This is a genomic window from Pseudomonas sp. GW821-FHT04D07, from assembly GCF_059420225.1.
Window position 1 is genome coordinate 247,459 of the sequence record NZ_JBWKTH010000001.1, and the last position, 22,579, is coordinate 270,037.

The 22,579-nt window shown below is 60.2% G+C and carries 28 protein-coding genes; 24 read left to right on the forward strand and 4 right to left on the reverse strand.

Going from position 1 to position 22,579, the window contains the following annotated elements; genetic code table 11:
- Positions 1-151: 151 nt before the first annotated feature.
- From AC07T0_RS01090 to recX, 20 genes are all read left to right on the forward strand, one after another.
- Positions 152-736: a phage tail terminator protein gene (locus AC07T0_RS01090; RefSeq protein ID WP_494999454.1), complete on the forward strand. Its 585-nt coding sequence runs from the start codon at positions 152-154 to the stop codon at positions 734-736.
- Complete coding sequence (locus AC07T0_RS01095; RefSeq protein ID WP_248794568.1) at positions 733-915, forward strand: DUF2635 domain-containing protein; 183 nt, start codon at positions 733-735, stop codon at positions 913-915. The genes AC07T0_RS01090 and AC07T0_RS01095 overlap by 4 nt, the downstream gene beginning before the upstream one ends.
- On the forward strand, positions 915-2,411 hold the full coding sequence (locus tag AC07T0_RS01100) for a phage tail sheath subtilisin-like domain-containing protein (RefSeq protein WP_494999455.1): 1,497 nt from the start codon (positions 915-917) through the stop codon (positions 2,409-2,411). Before AC07T0_RS01095 ends, AC07T0_RS01100 begins: the two co-directional genes overlap by 1 nt.
- Positions 2,412-2,522: 111 nt before the next feature.
- Positions 2,523-3,104 carry a DUF642 domain-containing protein gene (locus AC07T0_RS01105; RefSeq protein ID WP_494999456.1) on the forward strand — a complete coding sequence of 194 codons (582 nt, stop codon included), beginning with the start codon at positions 2,523-2,525 and terminating at the stop codon, positions 3,102-3,104.
- Between the two features lie 69 nt (positions 3,105-3,173).
- The gene (locus AC07T0_RS01110; protein ID WP_248794566.1) at positions 3,174-3,521 is read left to right on the forward strand and encodes a phage tail tube protein; all 348 of its coding nucleotides are present in this window, start codon (positions 3,174-3,176) and stop codon (positions 3,519-3,521) included.
- Positions 3,518-3,814 carry a phage tail assembly protein gene (locus tag AC07T0_RS01115; protein WP_100938666.1) on the forward strand — a complete coding sequence of 99 codons (297 nt, stop codon included), beginning with the start codon at positions 3,518-3,520 and terminating at the stop codon, positions 3,812-3,814. The genes AC07T0_RS01110 and AC07T0_RS01115 overlap by 4 nt, the downstream gene beginning before the upstream one ends.
- Positions 3,815-3,995: 181 nt before the next feature.
- Positions 3,996-5,720, forward strand: a complete 1,725-nt coding sequence (locus AC07T0_RS01120) for a phage tail protein (protein ID WP_494999457.1) — start codon at positions 3,996-3,998, stop codon at positions 5,718-5,720.
- Positions 5,701-6,987 (forward strand): DNA circularization protein, encoded by a 1,287-nt coding sequence (locus AC07T0_RS01125; RefSeq protein ID WP_494999458.1) that lies wholly within the window; start codon positions 5,701-5,703, stop codon positions 6,985-6,987. Before AC07T0_RS01120 ends, AC07T0_RS01125 begins: the two co-directional genes overlap by 20 nt.
- Before the next feature lie 3 nt (positions 6,988-6,990).
- Positions 6,991-8,037: a phage baseplate assembly protein gene (locus AC07T0_RS01130; protein WP_494999459.1), complete on the forward strand. Its 1,047-nt coding sequence runs from the start codon at positions 6,991-6,993 to the stop codon at positions 8,035-8,037.
- 166 nt (positions 8,038-8,203) lie between these two features.
- The gene (locus tag AC07T0_RS01135) at positions 8,204-8,713 is read left to right on the forward strand and encodes a phage baseplate assembly protein V (protein ID WP_494999460.1); all 510 of its coding nucleotides are present in this window, start codon (positions 8,204-8,206) and stop codon (positions 8,711-8,713) included.
- Positions 8,713-9,111: a phage GP46 family protein gene (locus AC07T0_RS01140; protein ID WP_494999461.1), complete on the forward strand. Its 399-nt coding sequence runs from the start codon at positions 8,713-8,715 to the stop codon at positions 9,109-9,111. Before AC07T0_RS01135 ends, AC07T0_RS01140 begins: the two co-directional genes overlap by 1 nt.
- A complete protein-coding gene (locus AC07T0_RS01145; RefSeq protein ID WP_494999462.1) occupies positions 9,101-10,141 on the forward strand; it encodes a baseplate J/gp47 family protein in 1,041 nt (346 codons plus the stop codon). Before AC07T0_RS01140 ends, AC07T0_RS01145 begins: the two co-directional genes overlap by 11 nt.
- Positions 10,129-10,728 carry a YmfQ family protein gene (locus AC07T0_RS01150; protein ID WP_494999463.1) on the forward strand — a complete coding sequence of 200 codons (600 nt, stop codon included), beginning with the start codon at positions 10,129-10,131 and terminating at the stop codon, positions 10,726-10,728. Before AC07T0_RS01145 ends, AC07T0_RS01150 begins: the two co-directional genes overlap by 13 nt.
- Positions 10,729-10,739: 11 nt before the next feature.
- Entirely contained in the window at positions 10,740-12,041 is a 1,302-nt protein-coding gene (locus tag AC07T0_RS01155) for a hypothetical protein (RefSeq protein WP_494999464.1), read from the forward strand.
- 12 nt (positions 12,042-12,053) lie between these two features.
- Complete coding sequence (locus AC07T0_RS01160; RefSeq protein WP_494999465.1) at positions 12,054-12,428, forward strand: tail fiber assembly protein; 375 nt, start codon at positions 12,054-12,056, stop codon at positions 12,426-12,428.
- A gap of 58 nt (positions 12,429-12,486) precedes the next feature.
- A complete protein-coding gene (locus AC07T0_RS01165; protein WP_494999466.1) occupies positions 12,487-13,116 on the forward strand; it encodes a glycoside hydrolase family 19 protein in 630 nt (209 codons plus the stop codon).
- A complete protein-coding gene (locus tag AC07T0_RS01170) occupies positions 13,098-13,634 on the forward strand; it encodes a lysis system i-spanin subunit Rz (RefSeq protein WP_494999467.1) in 537 nt (178 codons plus the stop codon). Before AC07T0_RS01165 ends, AC07T0_RS01170 begins: the two co-directional genes overlap by 19 nt.
- A gap of 223 nt (positions 13,635-13,857) precedes the next feature.
- Complete coding sequence (locus tag AC07T0_RS01175; RefSeq protein ID WP_494999468.1) at positions 13,858-14,358, forward strand: CinA family protein; 501 nt, start codon at positions 13,858-13,860, stop codon at positions 14,356-14,358.
- Positions 14,359-14,441: 83 nt separating this feature from the next.
- Positions 14,442-15,506, forward strand: coding sequence for a recombinase RecA (gene recA / locus AC07T0_RS01180; RefSeq protein ID WP_103499726.1), 1,065 nt, complete (start codon positions 14,442-14,444; stop codon positions 15,504-15,506).
- An 8-nt stretch (positions 15,507-15,514) separates the two neighbouring features.
- On the forward strand, positions 15,515-15,982 hold the full coding sequence (gene recX, locus AC07T0_RS01185; RefSeq protein ID WP_494999469.1) for a recombination regulator RecX: 468 nt from the start codon (positions 15,515-15,517) through the stop codon (positions 15,980-15,982).
- Positions 15,983-15,995: 13 nt separating this feature from the next.
- Here the strand turns inward: recX and AC07T0_RS01190 are convergent, their stop codons facing one another.
- Both AC07T0_RS01190 and AC07T0_RS01195 read right to left on the reverse strand, forming a co-directional pair.
- Positions 15,996-17,111 carry an LOG family protein gene (locus AC07T0_RS01190; RefSeq protein WP_494999470.1) on the reverse strand — a complete coding sequence of 372 codons (1,116 nt, stop codon included), beginning with the start codon at positions 17,109-17,111 and terminating at the stop codon, positions 15,996-15,998.
- Positions 17,112-17,351: 240 nt separating this feature from the next.
- Positions 17,352-17,777, reverse strand: a complete 426-nt coding sequence (locus AC07T0_RS01195) for a PA3611 family quorum-sensing-regulated virulence factor (protein WP_494999471.1) — start codon at positions 17,775-17,777, stop codon at positions 17,352-17,354.
- A 229-nt stretch (positions 17,778-18,006) separates the two neighbouring features.
- Here AC07T0_RS01195 and AC07T0_RS01200 point away from each other — a divergent pair, with 229 nt between their 5' ends.
- The 3 genes from AC07T0_RS01200 (at position 18,007) to AC07T0_RS01210 (ending at position 19,861) form a co-directional block, all read left to right on the forward strand.
- Positions 18,007-18,717, forward strand: coding sequence for a tRNA-uridine aminocarboxypropyltransferase (locus AC07T0_RS01200; RefSeq protein WP_494999472.1), 711 nt, complete (start codon positions 18,007-18,009; stop codon positions 18,715-18,717).
- Positions 18,718-18,770: 53 nt separating this feature from the next.
- Positions 18,771-19,421, forward strand: a complete 651-nt coding sequence (gene erdR / locus AC07T0_RS01205) for a response regulator transcription factor ErdR (RefSeq protein WP_494999473.1) — start codon at positions 18,771-18,773, stop codon at positions 19,419-19,421.
- 74 nt (positions 19,422-19,495) lie between these two features.
- Positions 19,496-19,861 (forward strand): diacylglycerol kinase, encoded by a 366-nt coding sequence (locus AC07T0_RS01210; RefSeq protein ID WP_494999474.1) that lies wholly within the window; start codon positions 19,496-19,498, stop codon positions 19,859-19,861.
- Positions 19,862-19,873: 12 nt separating this feature from the next.
- Here the strand turns inward: AC07T0_RS01210 and AC07T0_RS01215 are convergent, their stop codons facing one another.
- Positions 19,874-20,800, reverse strand: coding sequence for a LysR family transcriptional regulator (locus tag AC07T0_RS01215; protein WP_494999475.1), 927 nt, complete (start codon positions 20,798-20,800; stop codon positions 19,874-19,876).
- Between the two features lie 122 nt (positions 20,801-20,922).
- Between AC07T0_RS01215 and fpr the strand changes: the two genes are divergently transcribed.
- Positions 20,923-21,702 (forward strand): ferredoxin-NADP reductase, encoded by a 780-nt coding sequence (gene fpr, locus AC07T0_RS01220; protein WP_019827846.1) that lies wholly within the window; start codon positions 20,923-20,925, stop codon positions 21,700-21,702.
- Positions 21,703-21,880: 178 nt separating this feature from the next.
- On the opposite strand, the gene tsaA is transcribed toward fpr, so the two are convergent.
- Entirely contained in the window at positions 21,881-22,576 is a 696-nt protein-coding gene (tsaA, locus tag AC07T0_RS01225) for a tRNA (N6-threonylcarbamoyladenosine(37)-N6)-methyltransferase TrmO (RefSeq protein ID WP_494999476.1), read from the reverse strand.
- Positions 22,577-22,579: the final 3 nt, after the last annotated feature.

Here is a 22,579-nt window from a genome sequence, read left to right on the forward strand (position 1 = left end):
AAATGCTCATGCCCCCCTCGGATATCACCAACGGACTGGAGCTGCCGGGCCCGAGAGCAGGGCCCAGCCCGCAAGGACGCGGGCTTTCTGAAGGCGAGTGATCGTCTGTCGAACCCGTCAATCGACGGTTTCTTATTACCCGGTGCCTCCGATGAATATCACCCCGATCCTCACGCAACTGCGTGCTCAATGCCCCAGTCTTGCCCAACACATCTCGACCGGCCTTGATCTCGACCTGTTGCAAAGCAACACCACGCTGCAAACCCCAGCGGCATTTGTCAGCGTGATCACCGATCTGGCAAGCAAGGACGCCTCACAAAACGTCACCCGCCAAACCCTGACCGATCGCCTGGAACTGACCCTGGTGCTCGACGCCAGCAACGGCGCTCAAGCCTTCGACCAACTCCACGGCTTGCGCGCCGAGCTCTGGCGCGCCCTGGTCGGTTTCAAACCCGACACCGATTACAACCCCATCGAATACGACGGTGGCGAACTGATCTCGATCAACGCCAGCCGCCTGCTCTATCGCCTGCATTTCTTCGCCGAGTTCCAACTGGGGCGCAACCGCTCCACGGACCCAGCGGAAACCTGGCACGAGCGCGAATTGGACGGCTTGCCGTCTTTTACCGGGGTCACGGTGAAGGTCGATGCCATCGATCCCGCCGACCCCAATCTGCACCGCCCAGGCCCCGACGGGCGCCTGGAGCTGACTTTCTCTGGAGACGTAACGCAATGACCCAACGCATCACCGTAGTGCCGGCCCCAGGCCGCGCCGTACCGGACCCGGAAGCCGGCGACCTGCTACCGCTCGAAGGCCGTGAAGTGGCTGACGGCGCCTGGTGGCGCCGTCGTCTGGCCGATGGCGATATCACCCTCAACGCCGTGCAAGCGGCACAACCACAGGATGCCCAATAATGGCTATCGGATTCAGCAATATCCCCGCGGACCTGCGTGTTCCGCTGTTCTACGCCGAAATGGACAACTCGGCGGCCAATAGCGCGTCGTCGACCCTGCGTCGGCTGATCGTCGCCCAGGTCAATGACAACGTCACCAGCACCGAAGTCGGCAGCCTGGTACTGGTTTCCAGCGTCGCCCTGGCGAAAAGCATTGGCGGCCAGGGCTCGATGCTCGCCGCGATGTACGACACCTGGCGCAAGACCGATCCGGTCGGCGAGATCTGGTGCCTGCCACTGCGCAATACCGTGGGCGGCCTGGCCAAGGCCGATCTGAAACTGACGGGCGCCGCCACCGAAAGCGGCGTGCTCAACCTGTATGTCGGTGGTGTGCGGGTCCAGGCCGCCGTGGTCAACGGAGCGACCGCTGCCCAGGTTGCCACCACCCTGGCGCTGCAAGTCAATGCCGCTACCGACCTGCCGGTCAGCGCCGTGGCTGTCGATAGTACCGTGACGCTGAGCTGCAAATGGACCGGTGACAGCGGCAACGACATCAGCCTGCAGTTCAACCGCCTGGGCAAAAGCAATGGCGAGCAGACCCCGGCCGGCCTGACCATCGTCACCGCGCCAATGGCCGGTGGTAGCGGTGTACCGGATCAAGTTGCCGCGCTCGCGGCACTCGGCGACGAGCCCTTCGAGTTCATCTGCCAGCCCTGGTCCGATGTGGTGACCCTGAATGCCTGGCAAGCGGCGATGGACGACAGCGTCGGTCGCTGGTCCTGGTCCAAGCAGCTGTTCGGCCATGTCTACAGCGCCAAGCGCGGCACTGTCGGCACCCTGGTGGCCGCCGGTCAAACCCGCAACGACCAGCACGTGACCCTCCTGGCCATGGAGCCGGGTGTGCCGCAACCGGTCTGGGTCCAGGCCGCTGCCTTGGCCGCGCGCACTTCGGTGTTCATCTCCGCCGACGCCAGCCGTCCGACCCAGAGCGGTAGCCTGCCGGGTATCGACCCGGCTGCCGCGAGTGAGCGCTTCACCCTGACCGAACGCCAGTCGCTGCTCAGCTACGGTCTGGCCACCGCGTACTACGAAGGCGGTTACGTGCGTATCCAGCGGGCGATCACCACCTACCAGAAGAACGCTTACGGCCAGGCGGACAACTCCTACCTGGACAGCGAGACCATGCACCAGTCGGCCTTTATCGTGCGCCGCCTGCAAAGCGTGATCACCAGCAAGTACGGTCGGCACAAGCTCGCGGCCGACGGCACCCGCTTCGGCGCCGGCCAGCCGATCATCACCCCAAGCACCATCCGCGGTGAACTGATCGCCCAGTACGCCAAGCTCGAACTGGAAGGCCACGTAGAGAACGCCGAAATGTTCGCCGAGCACCTGATCGTCGAGCGCGACAGCCTGGACCCGAGCCGGGTCAACGTGCTGTTCCCGCCGGACTACATCAATGGCCTGCGGGTGTTTGCGTTGCTCAACCAGTTCCGCCTGCAGTACGACGCGGCGGCCTGAGTCTGGTGCTGCATTGAATGTAAAAAGAAGAGCGTCGTGACTGGCTTATTTCGAGTGAAATAAGGAAGCCATTTACAGTGTTATCAGAAATTTAAACCTGATAGGTGGAAAATGAAAGCGGTAAAAAAATACCTATTTAAGCTCCTGATGTCGGTTTCGATTCTAGGGCTGGGTAACTTCGCGTTTGCCGAGAATCTACTGGTCAACGGTAGCTTTGAATTACCGGGCTGTACGGGTAGCTGTGTATTGGATACCCCTACGAAAGCGAACTTTGTTACAGGATGGACGACATTTCTGTCAGGAGCAGAATATTTCAATATGCCAGCCTCTATTCCGAGTTCAGTTGCTGCCGATGGGGTCGCAATTGTTGATCTGGCTAATTATGTTTACAAAAACGGTGGCGGAATCCAGCAGAATTTTGCAACTGTTGTGGGAGCCAAATATCGGCTTACGTTTAGTGCGGGTAATGCAAAATATGCTGGCCGTTCGGGTACCGGTTTGATTCAGGTCAAGGTGGCGGGGCAAAGCGTTACTTTCAATACGCCCGTTGCACCCGGCACGACAGTGGTATGGGGAGTGAACACTTATGATTTCACTGCGACGACACCTCAAACTACTTTGGCATTCTCCAACGAGCAAGATCCGTTTGTTTACTACGCTTTTATCGATAATGTAATCGTCGAAAAGCTTTAAGCGCGTTACTCAACGTTCACTATTTAATTTCAGCCCGCCGAACGCGGGCTTATTTTTTGGAGATACACCATGGGTCAACTGATTGCGGGCACCTGCTACGTCAAAGTGGACGGCGCTCAACTGACTATCAACGGCGGTTGCGAAGCCCCGCTGATGTTCGTCAAACGGGAAACGGTCGTGCCGGGTTTCTACAAGGAAACCGACGTCGCCCCCACTTTTGCGGTAACCGCGCTGTACACGCCGGACTTCCCGCTCAAGCAACTGGTCGCCGGCACCGACATGACCGTCACCTGCGAGTTCAGCAATGGCAAGGTCTACGTCCTGGCCGGTGCCTATCTGACCGACACCCCATCCGCCAAGGGTGACGATGCGACCATCGCGTTGAAATTCGAAGGCATCAAGGGGACCTGGCAATGACTGATCCAGTGAAGTTGCAGGTGCCCATCGAGGCCCACGGCGAACCACTGAGCGAACTCACCCTGCGTCGTCCGACGGTGCAGGAAGTGCGGGCGATCAAGGCGCTGCCGTACAAGATCGACAAGGGCGAAGACGTCAGCCTCGACATGGATGTCGCGGCCAAGTACATCGCGGTCTGCGCCGGTATCCCGCCATCGTCGGTCAACCAGCTGGACCTGTCCGACCTCAACACCTTGAGCTGGGCGGTGGCGGGTTTTTTCATGAGTGCGGCATCGCAGCCATCGGCGAGCTGATTGCGGTCGCCTATGACCTGGCCTGGTTCTGGAAGGTTGACCCCGAACAGATGATGGCCAGGCCACTGGATGTGCTCCGGGAATCCCTGGAGCACGCGCAACGGATCAATGCGATGCAGCAGGTGCAGTGATGGCTACGACAACTAATACGCTCACGGCAAATCCCCAGACGGTTGTGAACATGGCTCTTGTCGTGAATGGCGTCCAGAAAATGGACGACGACATGTCAGCGGTCAGCAAGAAAGTCGAAAGTTTCAAAAAGAGCCTCGAGGACAGCGGCCTGGGTGAGCTGGATCTCTCGGCGCTGTTCAAGGGCGAAGGACTGGCGGCGCCTTTTGTCGAGGGTGTCAAGGCAGCGATCGAGGCAGAAAACACCCTGGCCTCGGCCCGCAAGGGGGCCGAGGGGGCCGAGGGGGCTGATTCAGGGCCCACGGCAAAAAATCTGGCCAGTTTGAGTGAAGCGGTCGACAAGGTTTCCCTGAAGTTCGGCCAGGCGTTGTTGCCTGTGGTGAACTCCGTAGTGACGGCGTTGGTGCCGCTGGTGAGCCGCGTCGCCGAGTTCGTGGCGGCCAATCCGAATCTGGTCCAGGGCCTGGCGGCGGGTGCGGTGGCGTTCACCGTCCTGCAAGCGGCGGTGGCCGGGGTGGCGGCGGTGGTGGCTGTGCTCGCTTCGCCGATCGGTTTGGTCGTGGTGGGCTTTGCCCTTGCCGCGGCGCTGATTGTTGCTTACTGGAAACCGATTTCAGGCTTTTTCAGCGGGCTTTGGGACGGCATCAAAAGCGCGGCGGCCAGCTTCATGTCGGGATTGCACGCGGTGCTCGATTGGTCGCCGATGCCGATGATTACCGCGGGCTGGGAGACGATCAGCGGGTTTTTCGCTGGCCTTTGGGAGTCGATCACGACGGCGGCCGTTTCGGTGTTCGAGTTTTTCAAGGCGCTGTTTTCCTGGACGCCGCTGGGCCTGGTCATGGACAACTGGGTGCCGCTGACAGGGCTCTTCGATTCGATCTGGCGCTTGCTCAAGGCCTTGGCCGCGCCGGTGATGGACTTTCTCAAGGGCGTGTTCGACTGGTCGCCGCTGGGGCTGATCGTCAATAACTGGGGGGCGATCAGCGCTTACTTCGGGGCGTTCTGGGACACGATCAAAGCGCTGAGCGCACCGGCGGTGGACTTTCTCAAGACGCTGTTCGACTGGTCACCGCTGGGGCCGGTCATCAACAACTGGGGCGCTATCAGCGCTTACTTCGACACTATCTGGGCGGCACTGCAAGACCCGGCGCAGTTACTCAAGGACTTCTTCCAGAGCTTGTTCGACTGGTCTCCTGTCGGGCTGATCGTTGCCAACTGGGAGCCCATCAGCCAGGTCTTTTCTGCCTTGTGGGAGGTGTTGCAAAGCCTGGCGGCCCCCGTCATGGACTTTTTCCAGACGATGTTCGACTGGTCGCCGCTGGGGATGATCATCAAGAACTGGGATCCGATTGTCGCCTGGTTCGCGGGCTGGTGGAGCAAGTTGCAAAGCTTTATCACGCCGATCAAAGAGTTGTTCAGTGGTGGTTTCGGTGACTTTGTCGCCAAGGTCACCGGCAAGGTCGAGGGCCTGGCGCAGCAACAAGAGGCGAGCAATGCCAAGGCGGCCAATGACAGCGGTTCTTCTTTCTGGAACTGGGGCGATTCGTCGAGCGGTACTGACTCCGGTCTGACCAGCAACGCCAGCGGCCTGGTCCAGCAAACCGCCGCCAACAACCGCACACAACTTGAAGGCGGTTTGACCGTGAGCTTCAAAGACGCGCCAGCGGGCTTGCGCGTCGACCAAGCGCAAACCAATCAACCGGGCCTGGACCTGACGCCTCGCGTCGGCTATCGCTCGCTTTCCCTCGGAGGTACCTATGGCGACCAGCTGGCGTGATCGTTTGTTGCCGGCGTCGTTTCGCGGCGTACCGTTCTGGGTCGACGTGGCGAAAACCCCGGTCGGCCAGAAAGGCCAGTTGCACGAATACCCTCAGCGTGACCAAGCGTTCTTCGAAGGTCTCGGCCAGCAGGCGAAGATCCATGATCTGACGGCGTTTATCGTCGGTGCCGATTGCCTTGAGCAGCGCGACAGCCTGCTCAAGGCTCTGGAGGAGGGCAGTGGCGAACTGGTCCACCCGTGGCTGGGCCGGATGCAGGTCAAGGTCGGCGCCTGTGATATGACCCAGACCCGCAAGGATGGCGGGCTGGTGACCTTCAACCTGAAGTTCTATCCGGATGAACCGCTGCAGTTCCCCAAGGTCGTCGTCGACACCCAGAAGCAATTGCAGGTGGCGTCGGACACATTGCTCGACTCTTCGCTGGCGCGTTTCGATGGGGCGATGTCACAGATCAACCAGGCGCGGGTCGGCCTGGAAAACCTGCGCAAGGGCATTACCTTGGCGTATCACGTGATCGAACAGGAGTTGCAGCCGCTGATCGAGACATACGCGAACATCTACGCCCTGGTTCGCACGATCAAGGAGTTCCCCCAGCAAGTGAGTGCCGCGGTTAAAGGCGTGCTGGGCGAATTCAAGGGCTTGGTCGGCGAAGTCAAGAGCGTTGTGGGCGAAGTACGGGGCTTGAAAGACTTTGCCGTCCAGGGCTATCACGGCATGCTGGCCGACCTCTCGAAACAGGTCGAGGACGCCAAGTCCCTCGACACCTCACAACTGACCATTGGCAAGGACTCCGCCGCGGCCTCACAGGCCACGGTGAACCTGATCCAGGATGCCTTGCTGGTCCAGATCTCCCAGTTTGTGTCAATGATTCCGGTGGCGACGCCGGCGGTGAAACTGACGACCACACCGTCACTGGCCCAACAAGCCCAGCAGCCGGTGCAACGGGCCGATGTACCGGTGGTCGACGATGTGCTGGCGCTGCGTGACAGCCTCAACGAGGTGATCTGGCAGGCGGCGCTCAAGGCCGACGCGGTGCAGTACCAGGCACTCAGTACCGTCCGTCAGGCACTAACGCAGCATCTCAACGCGGTGGCATCCAACGGGGTGCGGCTGGTTGACCTGACACCCAAGAGCACCCAGCCGGCGCTGGTCGTGTCTTACCAGAAACTCGGCGATGCCACGCGAGTGGGTGAGGTGGTGCAGCGCAACCGGATTTCGCACCCCGGTTTCATCCCGCCGGCGCCGTTGCAGATCTCCCGGGAGTAAGCCATGAACGACATCGACAATGCCGTCGTCCTGTTGGTCGACGGCCTGAGTTATGAGGGCTGGAAGACCATCGAGATCAGTGCTGATCTCGAGCGTCAGTTCCGTACCTTCAAGCTCGGTATCACCTGGAAATGGCCGGGACAGACCGTGGCCGTACCGATCAAGGCCGGTGCCCGTTGTTCGGTGCTGATCGGCTGCGACTTGGTGCTGACCGGTTATGTGTTCAAGGCGCCTATCAGCTATGACGGCAATCAGATCAGCCTGACCGTCGAGGGCAGTTCGCTGACCCAGGACCTGGTGGATTGTGCGGCCGTCAACCAGCCGAGCCAGTGGCGTGAACAGAGCCTGCTGAAGATCGTCGAAGCGCTGGCCAAACCCTACAAGATCACTGTGCGCAGCGAGATCCCGGAAACCACCAAACTGCAAACCCACAGCATCGTGCCGGGTGAGACGGTATTCAAGTCCATCGATCGGTTGCTGACCTTGTATCGGGTGTTCTCCACCGATGATGCGAGCGGCAACCTGGTACTCGCCAAACCCGGCAGCGCCGGGCGGGCGACTGATGTACTGGAACTGGGCAAGAATATTCTTTCGGCCAATACGCCGAGGGACTACAGCGCGGTGTTCTCCGAGTACCGGGTGATCGGCCAGCACAAGGGCAGCGACCAGAACAGCGGCAGTGCGGTGAGCGAAGTCTTCGGGGTGTCCAGCGAGGCCAATCCGGATCGCAAGCGCGTCACGGTGATCAGCGAAAGCGCGCAGATCACTCCGGTGCTGGCCCAGCAACGGGCTGACTGGGAGCGGGCGGCACGCCGCGCCAGGGTGCTGAAGACCACCTACACCGTGCAGGGCTGGCGACAGTCCAACGGTGATCTGTGGCGACACAACCTGACCGTGCGGGTGAAGGATCCGGTGCTGGACGTGGACCAGGACATGCTTATTTCCAAGGTGACCTGGTCGTTGTCCGCGCAGGGTTCGATCACCACCCTGGAAGTGGCGCCGCCGCAGGTTTTCGAGGCTACATCGGCGCCTGCGAAGGCCAATAAGTAGTCATCCCCGTCTTCCCCGGATGCTGTTCCGCCGCCTTCGCGGGCAAGCTCCGCTCCCACAATGTCCGTGTTTGGCCGAAAGTTCGCGGCGTGACATCAACCCTGTGGGAGCGGAGCTTGCCCGCGAAGGCGGCCTTCCTGACACACCGCTTGCCCAAGGAATCCCCATGAGCCTACTAACACGCCTGCTGGCGCGCGGCATTGTCGTGCTCGCCAACTCGGCCAACAAACTGCAATCGCTGCAAATGCGCCTGACCGCCGGTGAAGTGAGCGACGACATGGAGCACTTCGAGCCCTACGGGTTCACCAGCAACCCGCTGGCCGGCGCCGAAGGTATCGCCACCTTTCTCGGCGGCGACCGTTCCCACGCCATTGTCCTGGTGGTCGCCGACCGCCGTTACCGCCTGCAGAACCTCGCCCCCGGCGAAATCGCCCTCTACACCGATGAAGGCGACAAGATCCACTTCAAGCGTGGCCGGATCATCGATATCGAAACCGGCACCCTGAACATTCGCGCCAGTACCGCGGTGAACATCGACAGCCCGAGCCTGACCCAGACCGGCAAGATCGTCTCCCAGGGCGATCAGGTCGCTGGTGGCATCAGCCAGATGAAACATGTGCACGGCGGCATCCAGCCGGGTAACGGCCAGACCGGCGCGCCGACGGGAGGTGCCTGATGTTCGTATCCAACGACCTGAAGACGGCGCTGACCCGTTCGGTGCTGATCAGCCTGTTTAGCTGGCGTCGCGCCAACAGCGACGACCCGCTTGATGACGATGAGCGTTTCGGTTGGTGGGGCGACAGTTTTCCCTCGGTGACCGACGACCGTATCGGCTCGCGGCTGTGGCTGTTGCGGCGGGTCAAGCTCACCGCGCAGACCCAGCTCGACGCCGAGTTCTATGCCCGCGAAGCCTTGCAATGGCTGCTTGACGATGGCCATTGCAGCGCCATCGAGATTCAAACCGAACGGCTCGACGCCCAGCGACTGAACCTGCGCACGGTTCTGACCCTGGCCAGCGGCGAGCGCCTGGATATCAACCCGAACCATAGTTGGCAGGTGACTTATGCCGTTTGAAACCCCTTCGCTACCGGTGTTGATCAACCGCACCCAAGGCGACCTGGCCGGCGACTCGCTGCGCCAGTCCGATGCACAGGTCCTGGCCCGCACCCTGAGTGGCGCGGCCTTCGGCCTCTACGGTTACCTCGACTGGATCGCCGAGCAGATCCTGCCCGACACCGCCGATGAGACCACCCTGGAGCGCATTGCCGCGCTGCGTTTGCATCAACCACGCAAGGCGGCGCAATCGGCCAGTGGCAGCGTCAGCTATACCGCTGCGGCGGGGGCAGTGCTGGATGCCGGGACCTTGCTGCAGACCAGTGATGGGCGCAGTTACACCGTGACCCTTGGTGGTACCACCAGTGGTGGGACCAATACCGCGCAGATCCAGGCGCTGGATGCGGGCAGCCTGGGTAACGGCGATGTCGGCCTGACCTTGTTTCCGGTACAGCCGGTGCAAGGGATCGGCAATACCTTCACGGTGCTGGACCCGGGCTTGAGCGGTGGTGTGGCGGCGGAAAGTGTCGAGTCGTTGCGGGCGCGGGTGATTCGCTCTTATCGCATTATTCCCAATGGCGGTTCGGCCGCCGACTACGAAACCTGGGCACTGGAGTGCCCGGGGATCACCCGGGCCTGGTGTCGCGGCAGCTACCTGGGGCCGGGCACCGTGGGCTTGTTCGTGATGCGCGACGACGATCCCGTGCCGCTGCCGGATGATGGGCAATTGGCATTGGTCCAGGCCTATATCGATCCGTTGCGCCCGGTGACTGCCGAGTTGCATGTGCTGGCGCCGGTGTTGGTCCCGGTGACTTACACCTTGCGCCTGATCCCGGATACCAGCGCCATCCGCGCTGCCGTCGAGGCCCAGTTGCAGGATCTGCACGACCGTGAGGGTGGCCTGGGTGAAACATTGTTGCTGACCCATATCGCCGAGTCCATCAGCAGTGCCAGCGGCGAGCAGGATCACCTGCTGGTCTCTCCGTCCGCCGATGTGCCAGCTGCCACCAACCAGTTGCTGACCTTCGGAGGTTGCGTATGGCTGGAGTAAGAACCGCCGCGCAATACCAGGAGCAGTTGCGCAGCCTGTTGCCGGCGGGGCCGGCCTGGGACACGGAGCAAGTGCCGGAGATCCAGCAGGTGTTGCTGGGTATCGCCCAGGAACTGTCACGGGTTGATGCCCGGGCCGTGGACCTGCTCAACGAAGTCGACCCGGTGACGGTCAGTGAACTGGTGCCGGATTGGGAGCGGGTGATGAACCTGCCCGACCCGTGTCTGGGGCCCAATCCGTTGTTTGACGATCGCCGTGTGGCGGTGCGTCGGCGGTTGCTGGCGGTGGGTGATCAGAGCATCGGTTACTTCATCGATATCGCCCGCAGCCAGGGCTATCCGAACGCCAGCGTGACCGAACTGCAGACCCCGCGCATGGGCCGGGCACGGTTCGGCAAGGCGCATTTTGGCACCTGGCAGGCGCAGTTCATGTGGACGCTCAACACCGGTGGCCGGTTGCTTATGGGCCGGCGTTTCGGTGCGAGCTATTGGGGCGAGCGGTTTGGCGCTAATCCTGGCAGCGCCCTGGAATGCCTGATACATCGTGCCGCACCAGCGCACACGCTCGTGCACATCAATTATGACTAGAGGATAGAAACGTGGATTACCCAAAAAGCGTGCCCAGCGTTGGGCTGGTGAATGGCAAGTTTGTCGATGAGAACCTGGTGAATGGAACGCCGGGATCGTTGATTCCTTCCAGTTGGGGGAATGCGGTGACTGACGAAATTTTGTCGGTCATTCGTTCCACCAATGCTGTTCCGACTGAAAGCAATAATGCTCAACTTACAGATGCCATTGGTAGTATTGCTGATCTGCGAGTTTCTCAAGCGATTTCAAAATCAGTCGTCCCAGCGGCTGAAAACGTCTCAGGTGTGGCGAAAATTGCAACTCAGGCCCAGACAAATTCAGGTGTTGATGATACGACCATCGTCACTCCCAAAAAAATGGCCGGGGCAGTCCAAAGTCAGGCACTGGTTGCTTTCACGACTGGTGGCACTGCACCTTTATTTACGTTGGCCCCTGTGCCAGCGATCAGTGCCTATGCGGTGAATCAGCGCTTTCAGGTAAAGTTCCATTCGGGAGGCGCCGGCTCTGACAAGATGAATATCTCAGGCCTCGGGGTGAAGAACATCATGCAATACGATGCCAACGGCAACAAAGTTGCTGCTGTCATCCAGGGACAACTGACTGATGCTGTGTATGACGGCACCGACATTGTTTTGCTCGATCAGCTGCCAAGCGCGTTTGGTGTAACCCCTTCACAATTCGATAATTCAACCAAACTTGCAACCACTGCATTTGTTCAGGGGGTTGGATTTCAGTTTAGCTCTGTTGTCGCTATCGGTGCGAACGCCGCACTTACTGCGATGCATGCGGGGGCGCTCATTATCGGTAGTAGTACAGCGGCATTTAATGTGAGCTTGCCATTAACTTCTAGTGTGCCGTTAAGGACGGTTATAAAGCTTTGGAACTATGGTATCGGAACGATGAGTTTAATCTGCGCTGGGGCGGAAAATCTCGCAGTTCCATACAGTGTGGCAGCGTATTCTGTTCAGACCGGGGCTTCAATAACACTGGTTAGCGGTAACGGGATTTGGTACGCTATTGATATGCCAAGCATTGGGCGCTGCCAGACGTGGCAGAACGTCACTGCCAATCGGGTGTCTGGAACTACTTATACAAATACAAGTGGTAACCCAATTATGATTTTAGTGAGTGTTACGGGTCAGCCTTATCAAGTTTTTTCCATGTTAGTCAATGGTGTTGTAGTCGCGACAAGTAACTCTGGGGGGGTTAATTATAGTCAGATTGGGTGTGTTTCTATTATTGTGCCGGCTGGTTCTAATTACTCCGCTAATGTTAGTGTTGGCAGTGTTGTTACTTGGTTTGAGCTTCGTTGAGGGCATAAAATAATGAAATATTATATGGATCGAACAAATAATGAAGTGTTTGCCTATGAGTCTGACGGCTCGCAAGACTCGTTTATCAGTCCTGATCTCGAATTGCTCGACGACCAGGGCTTGGCTGAGGTTCGTGCCGCTCAGGAAGCGGCAACGGCTCCGACACCTGAGCAGGTTTTGCAGTCTGCCAATGCACAGCGCGATTCGCTGCTAGCCGTGGCAGGTTTACGCATTGCGCCGCTGCAGGATGCTGTCGATCTGGGCAGCGCGACAGATACGGATACGGCAAACCTGAAATTGTGGAAACAATACCGGGTGGCTGTCAATCGGGTGTCTGAGCAAACCGGCTTCCCTGCAACCATTGATTGGCCTGCGCCGCCGGCCTGATCAACACCCGGACCACCACCCGCCGCCATCGAGCGGTTTTTTGTGCTCGGAGAAAGCCATGCCCATTACCCAGCAGCAATTGCTGCAGATCCTCCCCAACGCCGGCGACCAAGCCGGCGTTTTTGTTCCTGTGCTCAACACAGCAATGAACGCTTATCAGATCGTCACCACGCAACGCGTTGCAGCGTTCCTGGCGCAAGCTGGTCACGAGTCTGGCCAACTGCAGTCCGTGGTCGAGAACCTGAACTATGGCGCGCCGGCTCTGGTCGCCACCTGGCCAAACCGATTTACTCCGGCCCTGGCCGCGCAGGTGGCCCGGCAGCCGGAGCAGATTGCGAACATCGTCTACGCATCGCGTATGGATAATGGCGATGCATCGTCTGGCGATGGCTGGAACTATCGCGGTCGCGGGCTAATCCAGATCACTGGTCGCAGCAACTATCGCCAATGCAGCCTCGGGCTGTTCGGCGACGAACGCCTGTTGCAGCAACCGGAACTGCTGGAACAACCGCAATGGGCCGCTGAGTCGGCGGCCTGGTTCTGGGAGCAGCAAGGGTTGAACGAATTGGCCGACGCCGATCAGTTCAACAGCATCACCCGCAAGATCAATGGCGGCCTGAACGGCCTCGAGGATCGACTGCAAATCTGGGCCCGGGCGAGGGCGGTGCTATGCGCCTCCTCGACCTGATCCCCGCACCCTGGCGCCTGGGCATTGTCGTCGCACTGCTGGCCTTGTTGGCCGGTGGTGCGGCGGCCAGCGCCTGGCATATTCAAGACTGGCGTTACGGTCAGCAACTGGAGCATCAAGCCCGGTTGCAGGCCGACACGCTCAACCAATTTTCCCTCGCCGCGGCCGCGCAACAGCGAGCCGAGCAGGACAACCGCCTGGCCCTGGAGCAACGGCTCCAGGTCAGCGACCAAACCCATTCCAAGGAACTGAACGATGTGCAACAGGATCAAGCTCGTCTGCGTGATCGTATTGCCACTGCTGATCTGCGGTTGTCAGTCCTCCTCGACGCCAACGATCCTGCCAGTGGCTGCAACGTGCCAGCCGCCACCGCCGCCAGCGGCGTGGTTCATGCAGCCACAAGTGCCCGACTTGACCCGGCGCATGCTCAACGAATTATCGCCATCACCGACGACGGCGACCGCGCCCTGATTGCCTTGAAGGCCTGTCAGGCGTATGCCGGGGCGGTTTCTCGCTGACATCCTGATGCAATCTCGTGTCTTGAAAGCGTAGTCCGCTCGTGTAGGGTGTTCCTTTGACCCAATACTGATCGGCTGGCATCTCTTCCCTGTAGGAGCGAGCTTGCTCGCGATGGTCGTCAACGATAACGCGGGGGACCTGATACCCCGCTGTGCCTGGGCTACCATCGCGAGCAAGCTCGCTCCTACAGGGGGGTGAGGGCTGCCTAACCCGGAGAGAAACATGGACGAAATCACCCGGCTTGCCGCCGAACTCGGCAAGCGCTTGCAGACCCTCAAGGCCGATGTCACCACCGCCGAGTCCTGTACCGGCGGCGGCATCGCCGAGGCGATCACCCGGATTCCCGGCAGCTCGGCCTGGTTCGAAGCCGGCTATGTCACCTACTCCAATCGACAGAAGAGCCTCCAACTGAAGGTACCAGAGACCTTGTTCAGCCAGGTCGGTGCGGTCAGCCAGGAAGTGGTCGAAGCCATGGTCCGTGGTGCCCAGGCCCACAGTAACGCGCGCTTCGCCGTGGCGGTCAGCGGCGTGGCCGGGCCGGATGGCGGCTCCGTCGAGAAACCGGTGGGCACCGTCTGGCTGGCCTGGGGGGTCGGCGACGAGGTGAGCGCCGAGCTCCGGCGCTTCCCCGGCGACCGCGACGCGGTCCGCCGACAAACGGTTCTGGTCGCGCTGGAAGGGCTGTTACGACGGGCGGAAGCAGAAATCGCAAATCAGGGGTAGGCGATCCGCCAACGCTGTGGAATAATACTGGCTACTTATACAGGTGTTGGCCGTCAGGCCTTATTGATTACGTGAGGACTTTAATGGACGACAACAAGAAGAAAGCCTTGGCTGCGGCCTTGGGTCAGATCGAACGTCAATTCGGCAAGGGTGCCGTAATGCGCATGGGCGATCATGACCGTCAGGCGATCCCTTCGATCTCCACCGGTTCCCTGGGCCTGGACATCGCCCTGGGCATCGGCGGTCTGCCAAAAGGCCGTATCGTAGAGATCTACGGTCCGGAATCCTCGGGTAAGACCACCCTGACGCTTTCCGTCATCGCCCAGGCGCAAAAAGCCGGTGCGACCTGCGCCTTCGTCGACGCCGAACACGCCCTGGACCCTGAATACGCCGGCAAGCTGGGCGTCAATGTCGACGACCTGCTGGTATCCCAGCCGGACACCGGCGAGCAGGCCCTGGAAATCACCGACATGCTGGTGCGCTCCAACGCGGTGGACGTGATCATCGTCGACTCCGTGGCCGCCCTGGTGCCAAAAGCAGAAATCGAAGGCGAAATGGGCGACATGCACGTCGGCCTGCAAGCCCGTCTGATGTCCCAGGCCCTGCGCAAGATCACCGGTAACATCAAGAACGCCAACTGCCTGGTGATCTTCATCAACCAGATCCGCATGAAGATTGGCGTGATGTTCGGCAGCCCGGAAACCACCACCGGTGGTAACGCGCTGAAGTTCTACGCTTCGGTGCGCCTGGACATCCGTCGTACCGGCGCGGTGAAGGAAGGCGACGAAGTGGTCGGCAGCGAAACCCGCGTCAAGGTCGTGAAGAACAAGGTGGCTTCGCCGTTCCGTCAGGCCGAGTTCCAGATCCTTTACGGCAAGGGCATCTACCTCAATGGCGAGATGATCGACCTGGGTGTGTTGCACGGTTTCGTCGAAAAATCCGGCGCCTGGTACAGCTACAATGGCAGCAAGATCGGTCAGGGCAAGGCCAACTCGGCCAAGTTCCTGGCGGACAACCCGGAAATCGCCGCGACCCTCGAGAAGCAACTGCGTGACAAGCTGCTGACTCCAGGTGTGGACACCAAGGCCAACTCCGGCGCTGCCGCTGTCGTCGCCACCGAAGACGACCTGGCTGACGCTGATCTCTGAGTAAAGCGATGACCGCCGTACTGGATACCCCGGTCGCCGTACGGCGCACGGCCATGGACCTGCTCGCGCGGCGCGAGCACGGTCGAGTCGAGCTGACGCGTAAACTGCGTCAGCGCGGCGCCCCGCCTGAAATGATCGACACAGAACTCGACCGCTTGACGGAAGAGGGACTGCTGTCCGAATCCCGCTACCTCGAAAGCTTTGTTTCCTACCGTGCCCGTTCCGGCTACGGCCCTTTGCGTATTCGCGAAGAGCTGAGCCAGCGCGGCCTGCAACGTGCCGATATCGACCTGGCCTTGCGTGAAAGCGGCTTTGACTGGCAAGCCCAGTTGGAAGACACCTGGCGCCGAAAATTCGCCGGACATTTACCCATCGATGGCCGTGAACGTGCCCAGCAGGGACGCTTTCTGAGTTATCGGGGTTATTCCATGGAAATGATCGGCCGCCTGTTCAGCGGCCGTGGTCTGGATGACTGACGTCAGGCGATAATCACGTCGTCTTGATCGTCTCGCGTGTGCGTTCCTGGGTTGATGCCTTGGCCTTGCTCCAGTTTTCCGTCCGGTTGATAAAGTCCACCAGCGCTCGCAGGCGCCCCTGGTCCCGGGCCGTGAAGGCGAACGACAAACAGGTCAAATGACTGAACTGCGGCTCATTGTGTTCCAGGTCGACATGGGCACTTTGCTGAAAGTGGCCACTGAGACACAGGTCGGCGAATTCCCTTTGTACCTGCTCCAGCGCCCGCTCACTGAGGGGATGATTTATGCGGATCACGAACTGCTTTTTCAGCCAGCGGCTGGAGTGGAAGTTGCTGTAGAACTGCTTGATCTCTTCCACGGCCTCATCGGCACTGTAGACCAGGCGCATCAGTTTCAGGTCGTTGGGCAGAATGTAGTGATTGGCCTCCAGCTGATTGCGGATAAAGTCCAGCGCGCCCTGCCAGAAGCTGCCCCCAGGGGCATCCAGCAGAATCACCGGAACCAGCGGGCTTTTGCCGGTCTGGATCAGCGTCAGCACTTCCAGCGCTTCATCGAGGGTGCCAAAACCACCGGGGCAGAGCACCAGCGCGTCAGCTTCCTTGACGAAGAACAGCTTGCGGGTAAAGAAGAAGTGGAAGGACAGCAGGTTCTGCGTGCCTTCCACGGTTGAATTGGCATGTTGTTCGAAGGGCAGGGTGATGTTGAAGCCGAGACTGTGTTCCAGGCCGGCCCCTTCGTGGGCCGCGGCCATGATGCCGCCGCCACCACCGGTGATGACCATCAGGTTGGAGCGTGCCAGGGCCGTTCCCAGTGCCCGGGCCTGTGCATAAAGCGGGTGTTCGGTGGGCGTTCGCGCCGAGCCGAACACGGTGACCTTGCGCCGCCCCTTGAACTGGTCGAGTACGCGAAAGGCGTTCTCCAGTTCACGCAGGGTCTGCAGGACGATCTTGGCATTCCAGCGGTTGCGGTCATCCTGGGCCATGCGCAGGACGGTCAGCATCATGTCTCGGTACAGCGCAAGATTCGGACTACCGGGAGCAACCTGGTTGAGTTGTTCTTCGACCCGGGTCAGGTCGATACCGTTGCTCTGGAAATGACGGGACAGCAAGTCATTCGGTTCGTAAGGCATTCAACGTCTCCTTCTGCACGGAACCCTTGGCTTGGCCGAAAGAAACGTTCGCCAAGGCCGCGTCACTGCATGTGTCGCATGTGTGCCATGTCGATTTGATGATGAGCCTATAAAGTCATGGCTGGCAACCGCTTATTGCCCTTTTGCAAAGGACTTTAGCGGCTTGTCAGGAGCGCCGCGTGGGCGTTCCTGGTGCAACGGCGCGCCGATGCTGAAGAAAGGCGCGCGAGGCAAGAGGGGTTACTTTTTCTTCACCTGTGCTTCTTTCGGGCAGTCGCTTTCCACGAACCGGGCGGAGGTGACGGGGCGGTTGGTCTTGTTCTCGGTGAATTCGTAGCGCATCACCGCGCCCTTGGCCATCAACTTGCGGTAGTTGGCGTTGCGGCAGACGCTGGCCCCCAGTTGCAGGTAAGCCGCCTTGGCGTTATCGCGCATATTTTGCGCGTAATCGGCCTGGACGCTCAGATGGTCGATCAGTTCGGCGCCTTCAACGGTGTAGCCGACGTCGAGGATGTGCTCGTCGAGTTCGCGGGGCAGGCCTTCGTTGCTCTGCTCGGCGACGTCCTTGAGCATCTTGTTCAGTTCGAAATCCTTCAGCGACGCCGCCTGGGCACTGAAGGGCAGGGCCAGTAAAAGGGCCAGGGACGGTACGATAAGGCGTAGCATGCAACTCTCCTGATTCGGTAATTGGTGCTTCGACCTGTTACCGGGGCGTACGTTCAGTGGTCCCGAAGTATAGAGGGCGGTTGTAGGCCCTACTAGGGTGAGAGTGACGGAAATGTCGACGGATGAACGCTCAAACGTGGCAGGGCTCTCTGGTAGACTCCGCGCACTTTTGCCCTCGCGAGTCGTATTTTTCGTGTTCAGCCCTTCCTCCTGCCAGCGTTTTTTTGCGATGAGCCACGCCGTATCCCGCTTGCGTGCCGAGCGCCTGGCCCGTGCCAAAACGCCTTTCCTCGCACGCGGCTCGCGAGCCGAGCGTTGTCCGGGCTGCCGGGTGATTCCCGAATATTGCCTGTGCGCCTGGCGTCCCCGGGTGGCTGCGCATTCGGCCATGTGCTTGCTGATGCACGACGTCGAACCGATGAAACCAAGCAATACCGGCTGGCTGATTGCCGATGTGATCGCCGACACCAGCGCCTTCAGTTGGTCACGGACCGAAGTCGATCCGCACTTGTTGGCCTTGTTGGACGACCCGCAATGGCAGCCATTTATTGTGTTTCCGGGTGAGTTCGTGGCGCCGGAACGGGTGGTGACACAGGTGCGCTCGGCGCCAGGCAAGCGCCCGCTGTTCATCCTCTTGGACGCGACCTGGACCGAGGCGCGCAAGATGTTTCGCAAGAGCCCTTACCTGGAGCGTTTTCCGGTGCTGAGCCTGGAATCCGAACAGTTGTCCCGCTACAAGCTGCGTCGTTCCAAGCGCGATGATCATTTCTGTACCGCGGAAGTCGCGGCGTTGTGCCTGGAACTGGCCGGGGACACCCGGGCGGCCCAAGGCTTGGATGCATTGCTGGACGTGTTTACCGCGCATTACCTGGGCGCCAAGTTTCAGCTGCCGATCAACACTGAAGACGAAGCCCACGAGCATCTGAAGACTTTCCTGTAATCTAGTGGCCGCACAGCGTCGAGCCTGACGCATAAAACAGGATCATTGGAAAAATGACCACGTACGACATCCTGATTGCCGACGACCATCCTCTCTTTCGCAGTGCCTTGCATCAGGCGCTGACCCTGGGCCTGGGGCCCGACGTACGACTGGTGGAGGTGGCCAGCATTGCCGAGCTGGAAACCCGCCTTACCGAGAAAGCCGACTGGGACCTGGTCCTGCTGGACCTGAACATGCCGGGGGCCTACGGATTTTCCGGCCTGGTGCTGCTGCGCGGGCAATACCCGCAGATTCCGGTGGTGATGGTCTCGGCCCAGGAAGAGGCCTCGGTGGTGGTGCGCTCCCGTGAGTTTGGCGCCAGCGGCTTTATCCCCAAGTCCAGTTCCCTGGAAGTGATCCAGCAAGCGGTGCGCAGTGTCCTCGACGGCGATGTCTGGTGGCCGCCCCAGGCGTTCGAAGCGGTCAGCGTGTCCGCCGAAGCCAAGGCCGCCAGTGCCGGCCTGGCCAGTTTGACGCCGCAGCAGTTTCGGGTGTTGACCATGGTCTGCGAAGGTTTGTTGAATAAACAGATTGCCTATGAGTTGAGCGTTTCGGAGGCGACCATCAAGGCCCACGTCACGGCGATTTTTCGCAAGCTGGGCGTGCGTACCCGAACCCAGGCGGCGCTGTTGCTGCAACAACTTGAGTCAATTTCGAGCCCGTAATCGCGGGCTTATTCATCTTTGTTTGACGCTGGTTGAGTTAGCTTTCCTACTCCATTTCACGCAGTTGCCTACTTATGCCGTCGCCTTTCAAAGGTCAAACCGGTTTCAAGCGCATGCTTAACGCAGCGGGTTACTCTTTCGATGGCTTGCGGGCGGCCTTTACCGGCGAAGCGGCGTTTCGCCAACTGGTCTGGCTCAACGTGGTGCTGATCCCACTGACGTTCCTGTTCCACGTCAGTCGGGTCGAGCGCGCGTTGTTGATTGCCGTGTGCCTGCTGGCGTTGATCGTCGAATTGCTCAATTCGGCGGTTGAAGCGGCCATTGACCGCATCTCCCTCGACCGTCATCCCTTGTCCAAGAATGCCAAGGACATGGGCAGTGCCGCGCAATTCGTGGCCCTGAGCATGATTGCCCTGGTCTGGGCGGTGATTCTGCTTTAAACGCCGCGGGCGTCAGGCAATGGTCGGCAGGACGATTTCATCGCTGCGCTGAACCCCGGCGGTGAAGGAACGGCACAGTTCGAGAAACTCACGCATGGCCGAGGTCTGGTATTTCTGTTTGTGCCAGATGAAATAGAACTGTCGCGACAGGTCCAGGTCCGGGGTTTCCACTGGCACCAGGCTGCCCCGACGGAACGCATCGCGCAGGGCCAGGCGCGAAATGCAACCGATCCCCAGGCCGGACTCCACCGCGCGCTTGATCGCTTCGGTGTGCTCTAGCTCCAGGCGGATGTTCAGGGCGCTACGATGGTGGCGCATCGCCTGATCGAAGGTCAGGCGCGTGCCGGAACCCTGTTCGCGGAGGATCCAGGCCTCATGGGTCAGCTCTTCCAGGCTGGCCTGGCCGCGCTGGGCCAGCGGGTGCCGAGGCGCGCAGAACACCACCAGTTCGTCCTCGACCCAGGTTTGCACTTCGATGTCCGGGTGGCTGCAATCGCCTTCGATCAGACCCAGGTCAATTTCGTAGTGCGCGACCTGTTGCACAATATTGGCAGTGTTCTGCACATGGAGCTTGACCTGGCTTTCCGGGTGCGCCTGCATGAAGCTGCCGATCAGCAGGGTTGCCAGGTAGTTGCCGATGGTCAGGGTGGCGCCCACGGCGAGTGAGCCGAAACCGGACTTGCCGTTGAGCAGGTCCTCGATTTCCTTGGCCTGGTCGAGCAGCGCCACGGCCTGGGGCAACAGCTGTTTGCCCAGGGCGTTGAGGCTCAGGCGCTTGCCGGCGCGGTCGAACAATTGACAGCTCGACTGGCGTTCCAGCTCGGTGATCGAGGTGCTCGCGGCGGATTGTGACAAGGCCAATAGCCCGGCAGCACGGGACACGCTTTCCTGCTGGGCGACGGCGACGAAGACCTGAAGTTGACGGAGAGTAAATCGCATATCTATATAACCGATAACCCTTATCTTAATAATTCAGTTAACAGATATTGTCGCCGCCATTAGAATGCTATGCAATTGCGCTCACTGACGGCGCAGGCCAAATTTCCAGGAGCCCTATCCCAATGAGCAACATGAATCACGAGCGCGTCCTCAGTGTTCACCACTGGAACGACACTCTGTTCAGCTTCAAGTGCACCCGCGACCCGGGCCTGCGCTTTGAAAACGGTCAGTTCGTGATGATCGGTCTGCAGCAGCCCAACGGCCGACCACTGATGCGTGCTTATTCCATTGCCAGCCCGAATTGGGAAGAGCATCTCGAATTCTTCAGCATCAAGGTGCCGGATGGTCCGCTGACCTCCCAGTTGCAGCACCTGAAGGAAGGCGACGAGATCATCATCAGCAAGAAGCCTACGGGTACGCTGGTGCTCGACGACCTCAAGCCGGGCAAGCACCTGTACCTGCTCAGCACCGGTACCGGCCTCGCGCCTTTCATGAGCGTGATCCAGGACCCGGAAACCTATGAGCGTTTCGAGAAGGTGATCCTGTGCCACGGCGTGCGCTACGTCAATGAAGTGGCTTACCGTGAGTTCATCACCGAGCATCTGCCGCAGAACGAGTTCTTTGGTGAAGCCCTGCGTGAGAAGCTGATCTACTACCCCACCGTGACCCGCGAGCCGTTCGAGAACGAAGGCCGGTTGACCGACCTGATGCGCAGCGGCAAGTTGTTCAGCGACATCGGCCTGCCGCCGATCAACCCGCAGGACGATCGCGCCATGCTCTGCGGCAGCCCGAGCATGCTCGACGAAACCAGCGAAGTGCTCAACAGCTTCGGCCTGAAGGTTTCGCCGCGTATGCGTGAGCCGGGTGATTACCTGATCGAGCGCGCGTTCGTCGAGAAATAAGCCTCGGTTTATTTGTAGGAGCCGGCTTGCTGGCGATGCAGACAACGCGGTTTATCAGGTACACCGCGTTATCGTTCATCGTGAGCAAGCTTGCTCCCACAGAAAAAAGCGTCCGCGTTGAAACAAAAAGCCCGCGTTGCCTGAGAAGGCAACGCGGGCTTTTGCGTTTCTGGCGTTTCTATCGGACGGGGATCACTTCCAGTACCCGTATCGTCCCGGTTTCGGGGTAATGCCAGCGCACATCCAGGTCCCAGAACTGGGCGCCGTATTCCCGATCGGGTGTCGGTGTCTGGTAGGCCGGACGCGGGTCCTGGGCCAGACATTGCTCGATCAGTTCGACCAGGGGCTCTTCAAGGCGCTGTGCGTGGCCATGGGCCTGTTGCCGGGCGTTGTCCGTCCAGAGCACGGGAATCAGCGCCGGCGCGGCACTGGCAATACCATTGACGGCGCCGGGAATGATGTCCGCGTAGGGCACGTACGGCTTGATATCGAGAATCGGCGTGCCATCCAGCAGGTCTATTCCGGAAATCCACAGGCGCTGGGCTTCGACCCGGTCCAGCTTGACCACCGACTGACCGATACCGTTCGGCCGGTGCGTCGCCCGGGTGGCGAAGACGCCCATGGACTGGTTGCCACCCAGGCGTGGCGGGCGCACCTTCAACCGTGGCTTGTCTTCCAGGGCCTGATGGAACAGGAACAACAGCCAGACATGGCTGACCTGTTCCAGTCCTTGCACGGCCTCGCCTTGGTCGAATGGCGCGACCAGTTCCAGTACGCCGCGCGCGGCCGGCGCCAGCTGTGGCTGGCGCGGGATGGCGAATTTCTCCTTGAAGCAGGAGCGCACGAAACCGATGGGCGACACGTTGTAGGTCATGGT